This window comes from Legionella cincinnatiensis (genome assembly GCF_900452415.1).
Taxonomy (GTDB): Bacteria; Pseudomonadota; Gammaproteobacteria; order Legionellales; family Legionellaceae; genus Legionella; species Legionella cincinnatiensis.
In genome coordinates, this window is record NZ_UGNX01000001.1 from 2256422 (window position 1) to 2269599 (window position 13178).

The following is a 13178-nucleotide window of genomic DNA, read 5'->3' on the forward strand; positions in this document are numbered from 1 at the left end:
CTGAAATGATGTTTCAGTTCAGTGTTACAAATACACGGCGCATCTGTACAATTTATATACAATTAATCGTTCGTAACTCGATATAATGATAGCTAAAGGATAAACCTATGGAGATAAATCATGAACGCTTATGTTAAAAATTTTGATGAATATAAAGAAATCAAATCTTCACACTACATTTGCAAATCCTTGAAACCTGCTTCAATAGCATATACGGATGAAAAGCCTTGTGAGCATTGCTATCCCGAAAAACGCTCTCATTTTCGAATGAAATTTTTTAATTTATTTGATTACTTTATACTCAATCCATTTATCTATATTTTGTCTAAACTCTTTCTCTTAACAGAGCATGATTTTTTACGGTTCAATAACCTATTAAATCAGTTGGTCATCAATATTTTCCAAAAAATAAAACTATATACGAAGACTCAGGCCATTGATAGGAAACAATTTAATAACAGTCTCCTTGCATTTTGGGATGAAGCACAAAGAAAGGGTCTAGAGCTGTATAATTTTAAGGAATCTAACTTGCATACTTTGTATTTTAAGTTGGTCTACAATAGAAAAAAATATTATTTCATGCAGACCCCAATCTCTCTTATTTCTCAAAAAAATACACGCTTTGATGAAGATACCAAATATGATAATAAATGGACCCTCAAGAAAAAATTATTAAATAGTCAAATTCCATGTCCTTTAGGGAGGGTTTTTATTTCCAGCAAAAACGCCTACAACTATGGCATTTCATTAGGATTTCCTCTTGCGGTTAAGCCATTATCTGAATCTCTAAGTATTCATACTTCATGTAATATTCAAACACCAAATGAATTAAAAGAAGCAATAAAAATAGTAAAGCAAGTTGATTTTCGCGTACTGGTTGAAAAACACATTCCTGGTGATGTTTACCGATCATTAATTTTGAATGATTCGTTAATCGCTTGTGTAAGGCGACAACCTGAGAGCATTATTGGCGATGATGTCACCACACTTCAAGAGTTAATTGATAAAAAATGCAAAAGTACGTGGAAAAAAGTTAATGGTAAATATTCATACAAAGTTACTCCAAATAGTAACTTGACAAAAACTTTGGCAGCGCAGGGAGTTGATCTTAATACAGTAATAAACAAGGGACAACAAATCTTTATTGCAAAAAAAGTTACCATGAGTAGTGGTGCAAAAATCAGTAATGTTACCGACCTAATACATCCCGAGAACAAACTGTTATTGGAAAAAGTACACAAAATACTCAATGTACCGCTTACAGGCCTTGATTTTATTTGTCAGGACATTTCTCTTCCATGGCATAAGCAACAATTTGGAATTATTGAAAATAATAGCTTCCCTTACATTGATTTACATCTCAATCCATCTGATGGGGAAGGAATTAATGTAGCAGGTAAAATTTGGGACTATGTACTCGATGTTTTAAGTAAAAAAAACGAGTAACCCGGGAAATGTACATTTTATATACAATTGATTTTTTTTAACTCGGTATAATAACAGATAAGTAAATCTCTATTAGGATGAAATCATTATGAACTTGCACTGGAGTATTCTCATGAAAAAAGACAAAGAAAAACATCAGACCATCCCTGAACCAACCATTACAAGTGGAGCAAAAGAACAAATCTCTTCAGCTGCACTAACGTTACAACTATTAAACAAAGAAAAAGAAAAAATTAAAGAGAAAGAAAAAAAAGAGTTTGCTGATGAAGCCGCAAAAGTACGCTGTCGGACTTGTTTTAAAGAAATAGCCCCTACCCGTCGTTGTTTCGGACATGGTGGAGGAGGCGGTGGAGGTGATGGTGGCTCTGGTAATACCTCCGAGGAAAAAGCAAGTTCTGGTGAAGATAAATCGCTCACTAAATCAGGGAAAATAGTTGAAACTACCGATGAATTGATAGGCCAGTTTGCTTCTATGGAAGATAGAGAAGCACTTGATTTAGAGTCTAGTTTTGACCCAGAAATAATTGAACAATTAATTGCTGATGGGAAATTGCTGGTTGATAGTGATCGCGAATCAATGACCCTTACCATTAAATTGCTTTGTGAACCTAATGAATTAACTGAAGAACAAAGAGAAGAATTAAAAAAATTCATAGAAGCAATTATAAAAGAATTCAATGAATTTAAAGAAGAAAATAATCTTTCCGATGATTGTTTACAACTCATTCAAGATGAGGAAGGAAACATACGTTCTCTTCGTATTACTATGCCCACTTTAGCCTTATACGATGCATTTATCCAACGGCTGGCAAATAATTTAGTACCCATACCCAGCCCAAAGGCACAAGAAAAGGATGAAGCCACGAAAGAGCGAAGTTTTGCTCCAAATCCACTTTCGATGGAGCCTAAGCCGTCTAATAAGTTCTCTAAACAAGAGGAAATTGAGCAAAATAAGGATATAGAACCTAAAAAGACGGAAAATGAGGGAGAAGAACAAGTAATCTTTAACCCATCTCCTTTCAATATGAAACCTTGGTAAAGTAAGGACTAATAATTGTTTATTCAACTAAATGACCTATTCTAATCTAAATAAAATCCATTAAATTATCATTTAATGGTTTAAATTTTAGTATACAGTCAAAAAGAAGCAGCTTTATAGTGTTGAAACACGTTCAGAGGATATTTTACTTTTTTTCAATTTCTCTAAAAATTCGTTAGCCAGTGTGGGAGGATTTCCTTTTGCAGTATTAATAACAGCATCAAAGTCTATGCCCTCTGAAATATTAAGCGAAGCACGTTCTTGATTTTCAAAAAAACCAAACCGATTAGCTAGCTTACTATACTCCTCAATAGTTTTTTTAGAGCCTATGCGTGGTAAATCATCGGGGGTTGATTCCAGCGCCTCATCGTTAATCTGCAGTTTGATCACACGATCTGAGGTAGTTATTATCTGAACTTCTTCGTCGTAACTTTGTTGTAGTGCGTTCAGGTCAACAGGATTTTCTAAAAATAAGGGATCACCATTTTTGTCTGTATTTGCATGTTTATTGACCATGTAAAACAGTTCATTTCTTGAAAGTATGTGCTCAGAAGAATCATCAAATAATTTATCTGCCGTAACTAATGTTGCTAACTGATGAAATGGAAATAACCCTACCCGTTTATCCATAGGATTATCGATGTCAGCTTTACGATTTCTCTCTTGAATACGCTCACTTAATTTCTGCACAGGGCAATAAGCAAAAACTATAGAAGTGCTTAATGTTTCGCTTGGATTTTCTTCACTATATTGCTGCGCACGCTTTTGAAAATAGTCTAAACATTCTTTAGCACTTTCATCTGGGGATGGCACAAGATCGATAACAATGGATTGCCCGGAATTGTCCTTATTGAACACCTCATCATAAAGCCTTACCATAGGATCATTAATTTTGGTAACAGAACGTAATTCTTTAGCCAGTTTAGATATTTCGCTTTCTATAAATCCCGCCTTTGTTAGGACGTCTTCGAGATTAGGAAGTAAGGGATTAGGGAATCCATGGGCTGTAATTAGATGACTGCCTTTGGATAGAGTAAGTACCCCTGTACCACATAATGTTAAAATTTCCTCTTCAGTCATTAGTGCTTGAAGGTTTTGTATAACACCCGATGCATCAAGTTTCTCAAACATTAATAACTTTAGATCACTCGGACTCATATTAACAATTTTACCCACCACTTCATCAATACTCGAAGATTGCCACCCGTGTGTTGTAACCAACTCTCTACACAATGATGATTTTCCTGCGGTTGATGATCCTAATAACAAAACAACATGCATGGTAAACCTCTTTAATAGGGGAACAATAGATACCGCGTAAGCTCTCAGAGCATAGTAAATTGCCTCTTACTATGTCCCGAGATTATACAAAAAAGATGCTTCATTTTTCTTAATTCAGCCTATTTTGCAAAAAATTTACATTGAATGATATTTGGCTTTGAGGAGGAAGTTGTGGAGCTAGTGTAAGTAACCACTTACAGCTTTAAAACCTCTGGCATGAGCATTTTACAAGATCTAAAACTTATTCTAATATTAATCTAAGTAGGCTTTATTGGAATGGCACTCTTTTGATCAAAGCCTAAGCTTTGGAAAAGACTATTGAATATATAATTTTTTATTTGCTGGTTTATATGTCTAAGAGAGATTGTTACACACTAAAGTTGAAATTAAATGTGACTAAAATTCCTGTAGATGAAAGAGAAGCGAACATTTTTGCTATTTATTCATTATTATCGAAAGAAGACCTCTTCAAGGGAGCTGAAGGAATTCTTCCTCAGGTTATCACCAAGATAAAAAATATTATAGAAAATATTGATCTAGATAACGAAATAGAAATTTGCGAATCAATACTTAAGATTAAAGAGGAAATAAAGAATCACCTCAATGATGCTTCTAATTCAAATCTAAACGATTTATTAACCGCATTTAATTGCACAACTAATTTAACTTATAAGACAATCCTGAGTTTTCGGCAAGCGAGCGTGACTAAAGACAGAGTTGTTGTTTAGCCTATAGCCTCAATGATTTTAGGAGGCGACTCAATGATAAATGGCACCAATAAACTAGAAACTGTCAAACAAGCCTTTAGACACTGGCGATCCACAAGAACAAAACGCGGGCAAATCCCCGATGAGTTATGGGAGCAGGTCAAGGGACTATTGGTTGATTATACTCCTTCGAAAATCGGCAGTCATTTAGGGATTAGTCCAATCCAAATCAGGAAAAAATTAGTACCTGTCCAGAATACTAGTCCGCAGTTTGTTGAGGTAAAAGGAAAACCTACGAGGCTTGATTCAGAGTTTCTATCAAATAGCGATGCGCCTTGTAGTGTTGAACTTCATCGCCCCTGTGGCAGTATACTGAAAATCAACGCAGTACCGATGAGTAGGATATCAAAACTCATGCTGGATTTTATGGGGTAACGATGCTGCAGATTACCCCACAACATCGGTTGTTACTTGCTGTTGAACCCGTTGATTTTAGAAAAGGCATCGATGGCTTAAAAGCCTTATGCCGACAAAAGCTACTTGATGACCCATTCAGCGGTACCGTATTTGTTTTTACCAATCGCATGCGTACCTCAGTGAAACTATTAGTGTATGATGCGAGTGGTTTTTGGCTATGCCAGAAACGGTTCAGTCGAGGCAAGCTGGCTTGGTGGCCTAGTGGATTGGGTCCCTCTGTTCAATTACGCTCCAGTGAGTTATTGATACTGCTTGCCCAAGGCCATCCCATAAAAGCAAGCCTTCCAGACGATTGGCGTTCTATGGCTTATGCGGCCAGTGATGATTCTAATGAAGCCAACGTGTTTTCGTAATTCCAGGGAAGCCAGGCTTGAGGTTCTTTAACAATTTGGTCTTTGTAAACCTGCAGTGCAACCAGGTATTCAAAGGGATTAATGCCGGATAACTCACAGGTATAAATAATGCTGGTGAGTACGCCACCTACCATAGCGCCGTATTCGGTTTTATAAAAGAACCAGGTGTTACGTCCTCGGATAGGGATTTTTAACCCTCGCTCCAAGTCATTGTTGTGGATGGGCGCACCAGGAATTTGTAGAAAACGGGTGAGTCTCTCCCAATGCTTCAGCATATATTTTATGGCTTTGCCTAAGGAATCATTAGGCTCGACTTGTTTGGATGACAGCAGTTTCTCCATGTACGCTCGGGCTTCAAGCATTGCAGTTTTGCTGTACTTCTGGTGGTAGACTAGACGCTGTTGTTCATCATGTCCAAGTTGTTTTGATTCCTCATCCATCTTAAATGGAATAGAAAGCCATTTCATGATAGGCAAACAGTGTTCCGGGTAAAATGTTTGTAACTCTTCAAACTTACGAAAGCCATGAGACAAGCAGTTACATACAATGGTGTCATGGGTCACTGGGATATTATGACTTAGTGCATCACACATTTGGATGACCTTGCCATTATTCTTATGGCGCTTATTAAGAAGGCGCTCCATGTTTTCGCCAGAGTGACGTTGGCTGTTATAAAAGAGTGCTATTTTATGGGCGCCGTTTTGTGCCAATATTCCTGTGGTGTACATGCCAGTTCGTTTTTTATCAGGGTTTAGTCTGTTGTGCCGAATCGTATCTACAATTCGAAGCACCGTATCGTCATTGTGAATTAAAGAGCCATTCGCTGCGAGTTCCTCTAAAGCAGGGAATACTAACAATGCACATCCAGCTAATTCTTCCATGAGTTGCCATTGGGTAGAGGAGGGAATGGGAAAGCCAATGAGCGATTGAAAATATTCTTGTCGATGAAAAGGCATGGCCATGTAGTATTTTTGTAAGGCTAACATGGCTTTAAAACTTGGATGATATTTTTCCTGGTGGACATGAGCCGGAATATTAGCTGAAAATATCTCATTGCATAAAGCACATCGCAGCTTCTCAATCCAATATTTATTAACGGATGCTAGATTTTGTCCTTTTATATTAATGAGGATGCCAGGATTGATGGAATAAAGCCTGCCACCACAGTGATGTGGGCATAGTTGTCCAGCACTTAGGGACTCTAAGGCAATGGTGTGTTCCTGTGCATTGATGTAGGCAGTATGTGGAAGGCGTCCATGTCCTGTGGGTTCTTTGGGCTCATTGCTCTCATCATTTGATTGGCTGGGCGCAGGTTCTTCTGCGGCAGTGTTATTTTGTTCTACCTTTAAAGATTTGTCGTGATGTTTAGTAGTCTTGTCAAAGATAAGCCGCTTTAAATTGGATACAGTGATTTTATGCTCGATCAGTGCCCTCGGGATCCAAGAAGCCAGGTTAATACACCCAATGACAAACGGTTTTGTGCACTCAGGTAGGTTTGATGAGTGCACTAATGCAACGATCTGATCAACTTCTTCCTGTGATTTCTCAATGACAATAGGTAATTCTTTTGCTGGTGTCATTAGCAACATTGCTCCTCTTAATGGCAGCAAGATTAGCTAGCAGTCGTAATAAAATCAATAGGTTGTGCTGAAAATCAATGATTTTTGTTGCAAAGTCACGTTATCTATGGAGTTACGTCTTGATAAATATGATTTAAACAAAACCGTCATGGTTATAAATTTGCATATCGCGATGAATCTTTATGCGCAAATTTAAATCATTTATGCTCTAGCGCTATAACCATGATATTCCAAAATGTATATGGAGTTATTTACAAATTTCATAACTTATTAAGTAAGACTTAAGAATTTTTATTTAATAATATTCGCCTCAGAGTTGTGCAATAGCTCTAAAAACTCTGGACTAACTTTATTAATAAATTAATTAGGAAAAAGTATGACTAAAATTGTTTATTCCTTCGATTATGATGGCTGTTTAAATCCCGTCCGTTTCGCTATAGATCCGGATGACTTTCTTCAAATTAACGAAGATTTGCAGCAATTACTCATAAACAAAAACCGCAATTATGATAAAGCATACGTTTTGATTGGTTCCAATCGTCAATCTTTTGGTACCGAACAGTATAATGCCGATGAAAATATAAATGGTTATGCTTTTGAGAATATTCCTTGTTTTGCTAAAGAAATCGGAGCTGAATTTATTCCATTCTGGATGACTGATATATACAATGGTTTAAAAATGGGAACTGCTTTTGAATGTGCTACCAATGAATATACTAATAAAACGGTTGGTTCACATGCATCATACTTATTCGATGAGCTCAAAATCACCCTGATTTATGCGCAATTACAATATATCGCTTTAGCAAATCCAAATGATGAAATACATTTTGAGTTTTATGATGATAAAGCTACTATTCTTAATGCATTGTCTGATTTTTTCAAAAAGAACCAACAACTTATTCCAAGCAATATAACACTTAAATTAAAACAATACTTTGGTGTTAATGATAATTATAGGATTACAGAAAAAGGAGATATCTCTGGCACAGGTATACCTAACTCTAATTATCAAGAGCTTTTAAGAAAACTCGGTTTTGCCATACTAAGCAGAGCAGAGCATGAAAATATTTTATTGGATACAAACAATAATCCAACTACTGCTGAAAAAGTAATACTCAATAATTATAATGATTATTTCACCTTTCCCATTACAGCAGACGAGTATGAATATTTAAGTTGTCCAGAAAAAATTGAACAGACAAACATAAAACACAATGATAAAGTAGATTTAGCGAATCAAACAGAATATTTATTACACTCTGTACCATTGTGAATTAGTCAAATTTATTCGTAAGCGTTCAACAAATTAACTGCTACTTTGCAAGGGTCGCGCTACCTCGTGAAAGATTCCGGGACGTCCCAGTCCCCGAAATCGACTCGCCAACTCATCGGTACTGCATTGATTTTCAGTATACTGCCACAGGGACGATGAAGTTCAGCACTACAAAGCGCATCGCTATTCGATAGAAACTCTGAATCAAGCCTCGTAGGTTTTCCTTTTATCTCAACAAACTGCAGGTCCGTTTTCTCTACAGGCAATAATTTTTTCCTGATTTGGATTAGACTAAATCCCTAAATGACTGCCAATTTTCGAAGGCGTATAGTCACCCAATAATCCCTTGACTTGTTCCCATAACTCATCAGGAATTTGCCCTCGTTTTATTCGTGTAACTCGCCTGTGTCTAAATGCTTGTTTGACAGTTTCTAGTTTATTGGTGCCATTTATCATTAAGTCGCCTCCTAAATTCTTCGAGGATATAGCTAAACAACTGAACTGTCTTTAGTCACGCACGATTGCCGAAAACTCAGAGACAATCCGTAGTGCTTTATGTGCTAAGAATGAAACCATGAAAAATATTTTGTCTTCTTATGATTAAACTCAGTGAGAATGAATCTATAAAAAAAACCTCTCATTAAGATAAACGAAGTTGAATTTGTTCTATTGATTACTGAGACATACTCTACTCTGCGAGGCCTCTGTGTATCTTATTGTTTTTCTGTATGCCTACATTTTATTTAGTGATATGAAATTTGCATCACTTTCGAGTAGCAGCTAATGGGACTCATAATTTCGTTCATAGAGGGATTCGCTGTCAATTCGGTGCGAATTTTTCGAAAATCACAACAATCTGGATTGGAAAATGCGTTAATGAGATCACGTGCGTTTTTAGTATAATTACTTTCTTCAGACTTAATAATTTTATCTTTAATTTCAATAATGGCACTTGCTATAGCCTCCTCTTTGGAAGGATCAAGGTTTCCTACAATATCTCGCATCTCTTTGATGATATTTGGAATGGAACCGTCTTGGTTTCTTAGTATTCATTATTATTTAATCCAGAGTAAACCGCTAAAACATTTTCTTCTCTTTTCATTCGTAGGTATTCTGATAATATTTGATCCTGACTTTTACTTTATTTGGCAGCGTTGGTTTATCTGCTACGTGACTTCCCTCCTCTTTTTTATCATCAGGAAAACTTGATTTATTGTCAGGTTGAAGTTTTTTATCAGAAGAGTGGATTTCAATCTGTGTCGTATTTAATTCAGGTCCACCCATTGGCGCTTTGAGCTCGCTTGAGGTAACACCCTACTCTCTTCCAACAAGATTTGAGCTAAAAGACATATTATTTCTTCTAAAAGCGCAAAGGAGCAATATTTTATCACTTAAATTATTAATCAATCATTAAGGGCTTTGTTTGAGCCAATAAACGTCCTAGTTTGACTCGTCTGACCTAGAAGAAAGTATACAATTAGGAATTTTCTTGGTAGGTTTTATTATCTATTTTGAAGAATTTTAAATTTAACTTTTCAAACTTTATAAATGAAGCTGGATATTAAATTTTCCAGCTTCACTTATTATATCAATCTTTTGCTTCGCAAGTTATTTTTGTGCAATCGCGACAGTTTTGAGCTGCAAAAGCGAATGATTGTGCTGCAGGACCTTGAGTATTTGCCATTTTGTCATCAGCTGCTTTATCGGAAGGATTATCACTGCTACTCGCATTAGTAGTACAAACCCATTTAGAATTCATATCTGTTTGAGTTGCAGCATAACTTACAGATGCCCCTAAAATAAAAAAACTTACAATTAACTTTTTCATAACTCTCCTTGTTTAAATATTTATTATTAATGTTTAATTTGTTCTCGGAAGTCTTTAACGGCTTTCTCAGCTTCATCTTTTGAGTAACCATAGTGTTTTTGCAGTTTTCCAAAAACTTCTTGATGATTGCCTTCAATAACTTTAAAGTCATCATCGGTTAATTTACCCCAAGTTTTTTTCATTTTACCTTTTAGTTCTTCCCATTTTCCTTCAAATATGTCCTTATTCATTTAGCTCTCCTTGATTATTTGATTTTAAAATATAGAAGACTGGTTACTAAAAAAATCTATCTTTAATCCTATTAATCGCTTATTTCACAAGTTATTTTTATACAGTCCCGGCAGTTTTTAGCAGCAAAAGCAAAAGATTTGGCTGCAGAACCTTTGGTGTGTGCCATTTTGTCATCAGCAACCCTATCTTTATAATTAGCACCACTACTGGCATTAGTAGTGCAAATCCACTTAGAGTGCATATTAGTATGATTTGTTGCAGCAACGCTGACACACGAACCTAAAATTAAGGCACTCATAATTAACCTTTTCATAATATTTTCTTGCCTTATCTTTATTAATATAACCTTAAAATACTTACAGGATTTTTATTGAAAATCTATTGGGGTATTCCTTCAGGAAAAATTGTTTTATCGAAACAAATGGCTGTATTTAATACATCTCATTTAGCTAATTGCACCAGATTACCTTCTCATTAGGAATATTTAAGCCTGAATTAAACTGTTAACAAACAATGGGTTATGTCGATTCAATCAAACCATTAATCCATTCAAAGTAAACTGTCGCAAACACGACAAGTTTAAAATAGTTCTTTAATGAAAAATCATTAAAATGTTGGTGAGTAAATAATAAAGGTAAATAGTTATGTCACATGTAGATAAAGTAAATGAATTTTTTTGTGGTGATTCCTTTAACAAAAAGGGTATTTATAAGCGACTTTTAGATTTTTCACACTCCCCATATAGCGGGTGGAGTTTTTTCAAAGCGAATAAAATTGTTGATGTTGGCGGCATCGCGTCAGGAGTTATAGCGCTAATGGAAGATATCGCAACCAAAATACTTCTTTCACCTGTTTTACTTCCAGCAATCGCAATAACATCTTCCTTAGCGCTAATTGGTGCCATTATATCTGGTATAGCCCATATAACGAGCTTAGGTGTTGCTGCGGTAATGGATCACGTTCAAACTCAAAATAAAGAAGACAAGTTGTTGCCTTCTCTTAATTAAATGCTCTCAAAAATCTTACAGGAACGGTTCTAAGACCGTACCTGTTGGTTTGGGATGAAAAATCCTAACGAATCATCCTAGACTTCGTCATTAATTCACTACTGAAGAGTACTGTAATAAAATTAGCTAAAAAAACAAATTAGATGAAGCACTTGAGCTGATTAGCTTAACCCACAAAGCAAATCATTAAGTGTAGATGATAAAAAACTTCTTGCTTAAACTTATTTGCCTCTTGAGAAATCGGGAAGAGGCCTCTATAGGGCTCCTAACGATGCCACAATGTGGCATAACTGCAAGCCAGAACCAGGTAGTTCTGAGTCGTTTGAGGCGTATCATTAACCAACAGGAAAGTAAATACTGAACCTTGAACCTGATAAGATAGGAGAATCCTCTAAAATAATATGCCCTCCATGTAGTTCTACTATCGACTTGGTAATAGCTAAGCCTAATCCCATGTGTTTATCAAAAGATTCTCCTGTTTCCAGCGTTACAAATGACTGGAATATAGCTTTCTTATTCTCATCTTCTATCCCAGCTCCATCATCATCAACATGTATAACGATAGAAATATTGTTTCTATGTAAAGTAACTTGTATTTTATTGTTTGCAAATTTTAATGCATTACTAATTAAGTTATTAACAGCAAACTTTAATAACTCTGGGTCAAATTCTACAATGCTTTTTTCATCATCAAATACTTCTAAATTAACCTTCAACTCATAACCCTGGTGGCTGTTAACTAATTCCAAAAGCCACTTCCTTATATCTAAAGACTGCTTTTTTATTTTCATTTCGTTACTTGTGCTTTGTGAATATATTAAAAAATAACTTACTAATCGATTTAGATCTTTAATATCATCTCTTAAGCTATTTATATGCTTCGCAGGATCCTGGTTCTTTTTAAAAGCCTTTTCCATTGCATCTAAAGCCAATTGCATCGTATATAACGGAGTTCTAATTTCATGAGCTACAAAACGAGACATATTTTGTTGCGTTTTGATTAAGTTCTTTATTTTACCTCCCATACTAACAATATTATTATGTACACCATAAAGAATAGAGAGCCGGCTAAATTTAATTTTTTTATCAAATACTCCCCTACTGTAGTTATTAGTTAATCCAAATAGCTTTCTCACATTGCGACTAAATATCCAGGTAAACAAAAACACAGTCAAAGTCGTTAAAATCGTAAAGCTTATAAGATAGTACAACTGTATTTTAGGCACTTTAATTAAAAATTTGGGGTAATTTATAGGTCCTAGAATTAGTACCTTATTCAAGTGCTCCAACTTAAAATAAACTTTTGTAATGAGCCCATCAGGCTTAGGGAGTTCATACTGCAATCCCTTGATATATTGTTTGCTCCTAATAGTTAAAGGTAATTTTTTGCTATCTGTAGATACAATTTGTAAAGGAATATTATATATCGACTGGAAATGCTTAATAATTTTAGGCCAATTGTCTTTTTTTGAGGTTTTAAGCTTAGTTGTAATAAGATGGATCATCCATATTGTATTATCTTGGATCGTAGTATACATTGTTGTCTTATCTTGGATTTGCAAGACATAGTTTGTGTCACCTATTTTTTGCAAAGCAAATATATCTGGCAAGAAATAATTTAAAAAATAGTGCACCGGGCCGGTCAGTATTACTATCTTACCTTGCCTTAAATCTTCTTGTTGCTCCTTCGAAATTTTTAACTTATCCATTTTTAGTATTTTAGCCTTAGGCCTATCAGCTGGCTGAATAGAATCAAGGACGTCACCCCATGAAGATGGAGGATTATTTTTAAGCAGCTGTTGAATAACAGTAAAATTACCATTTACAAAAAGACGATTTATTGTTAATCGATTTAAATCAATAAGGTGAAAGTAAATAAAGTAAAAACTACCCAAGATTAATAGGGATATTATTACTGACAGCGTGACCGTCTTAGCGTAAAGATTAAGCATA

At 35.4% G+C, this 13178-nt stretch carries 16 protein-coding genes; 7 read left to right on the plus strand and 9 right to left on the minus strand.

Annotated elements, in window-relative coordinates; translation table 11 throughout:
• The first annotated feature begins 120 nt into the window (after window positions 1-120).
• The gene (locus DYH34_RS10110; protein WP_058464445.1) at window positions 121-1446 is read left to right on the plus strand and encodes a hypothetical protein; all 1326 of its coding nucleotides are present in this window, start codon (window positions 121-123) and stop codon (window positions 1444-1446) included.
• A gap of 112 nt (window positions 1447-1558) precedes the next feature.
• Window positions 1559-2485 carry a hypothetical protein gene (locus DYH34_RS10115; RefSeq protein ID WP_058464446.1) on the plus strand — a complete coding sequence of 309 codons (927 nt, stop codon included), beginning with the start codon at window positions 1559-1561 and terminating at the stop codon, window positions 2483-2485.
• 114 nt (window positions 2486-2599) lie between these two features.
• Here the strand turns inward: DYH34_RS10115 and DYH34_RS10120 are convergent, their stop codons facing one another.
• The gene (locus DYH34_RS10120) at window positions 2600-3766 is read right to left on the minus strand and encodes a hypothetical protein (RefSeq protein WP_058464447.1); all 1167 of its coding nucleotides are present in this window, start codon (window positions 3764-3766) and stop codon (window positions 2600-2602) included.
• Window positions 3767-4116: 350 nt separating this feature from the next.
• Between DYH34_RS10120 and DYH34_RS10125 the strand changes: the two genes are divergently transcribed.
• Genes DYH34_RS10125 through tnpB form a run of 3 tightly spaced genes read left to right on the plus strand, consistent with a single transcriptional unit; the run spans window position 4117 to window position 5303 of the window.
• The gene (locus tag DYH34_RS10125; protein ID WP_058464448.1) at window positions 4117-4494 is read left to right on the plus strand and encodes a hypothetical protein; all 378 of its coding nucleotides are present in this window, start codon (window positions 4117-4119) and stop codon (window positions 4492-4494) included.
• Window positions 4495-4527: 33 nt separating this feature from the next.
• Window positions 4528-4908 (plus strand): hypothetical protein, encoded by a 381-nt coding sequence (locus DYH34_RS10130; protein ID WP_115342600.1) that lies wholly within the window; start codon window positions 4528-4530, stop codon window positions 4906-4908.
• Window positions 4909-4910: 2 nt separating this feature from the next.
• Window positions 4911-5303 (plus strand): IS66 family insertion sequence element accessory protein TnpB, encoded by a 393-nt coding sequence (gene tnpB / locus DYH34_RS10135; protein WP_058465550.1) that lies wholly within the window; start codon window positions 4911-4913, stop codon window positions 5301-5303.
• Here tnpB and DYH34_RS10140 read toward each other — a convergent pair.
• Window positions 5258-6883 (minus strand): IS66 family transposase, encoded by a 1626-nt coding sequence (locus DYH34_RS10140; protein ID WP_083502784.1) that lies wholly within the window; start codon window positions 6881-6883, stop codon window positions 5258-5260. The genes tnpB and DYH34_RS10140 overlap by 46 nt on opposite strands.
• 376 nt (window positions 6884-7259) lie before the next feature.
• On the opposite strand from DYH34_RS10140, the gene DYH34_RS10145 reads away from it, so the two are divergent.
• Window positions 7260-8159: a hypothetical protein gene (locus DYH34_RS10145; protein WP_058465551.1), complete on the plus strand. Its 900-nt coding sequence runs from the start codon at window positions 7260-7262 to the stop codon at window positions 8157-8159.
• Window positions 8160-8450: 291 nt separating this feature from the next.
• Here the strand turns inward: DYH34_RS10145 and DYH34_RS10150 are convergent, their stop codons facing one another.
• The 6 genes from DYH34_RS10150 to DYH34_RS10175 form a co-directional block, all read right to left on the minus strand.
• Window positions 8451-8615: a hypothetical protein gene (locus DYH34_RS10150; RefSeq protein WP_238589531.1), complete on the minus strand. Its 165-nt coding sequence runs from the start codon at window positions 8613-8615 to the stop codon at window positions 8451-8453.
• A 287-nt stretch (window positions 8616-8902) separates the two neighbouring features.
• On the minus strand, window positions 8903-9163 hold the full coding sequence (locus DYH34_RS10155) for a hypothetical protein (RefSeq protein ID WP_058466283.1): 261 nt from the start codon (window positions 9161-9163) through the stop codon (window positions 8903-8905).
• A 94-nt stretch (window positions 9164-9257) separates the two neighbouring features.
• The gene (locus tag DYH34_RS10160) at window positions 9258-9443 is read right to left on the minus strand and encodes a hypothetical protein (RefSeq protein ID WP_058466282.1); all 186 of its coding nucleotides are present in this window, start codon (window positions 9441-9443) and stop codon (window positions 9258-9260) included.
• Between the two features lie 304 nt (window positions 9444-9747).
• Window positions 9748-9987 (minus strand): hypothetical protein, encoded by a 240-nt coding sequence (locus tag DYH34_RS10165; protein ID WP_058466281.1) that lies wholly within the window; start codon window positions 9985-9987, stop codon window positions 9748-9750.
• A 26-nt stretch (window positions 9988-10013) separates the two neighbouring features.
• A complete protein-coding gene (locus DYH34_RS10170) occupies window positions 10014-10217 on the minus strand; it encodes a CsbD family protein (protein WP_058466280.1) in 204 nt (67 codons plus the stop codon).
• A 71-nt stretch (window positions 10218-10288) separates the two neighbouring features.
• Complete coding sequence (locus tag DYH34_RS10175) at window positions 10289-10531, minus strand: hypothetical protein (protein ID WP_058466279.1); 243 nt, start codon at window positions 10529-10531, stop codon at window positions 10289-10291.
• Between the two features lie 331 nt (window positions 10532-10862).
• Here DYH34_RS10175 and DYH34_RS10180 point away from each other — a divergent pair, with 331 nt between their 5' ends.
• Entirely contained in the window at window positions 10863-11225 is a 363-nt protein-coding gene (locus DYH34_RS10180) for a hypothetical protein (protein ID WP_058466278.1), read from the plus strand.
• A 335-nt stretch (window positions 11226-11560) separates the two neighbouring features.
• Here the strand turns inward: DYH34_RS10180 and DYH34_RS10185 are convergent, their stop codons facing one another.
• Window positions 11561-13177, minus strand: coding sequence for a sensor histidine kinase (locus DYH34_RS10185; protein WP_058466277.1), 1617 nt, complete (start codon window positions 13175-13177; stop codon window positions 11561-11563).
• Window position 13178 lies beyond the last annotated feature (1 nt).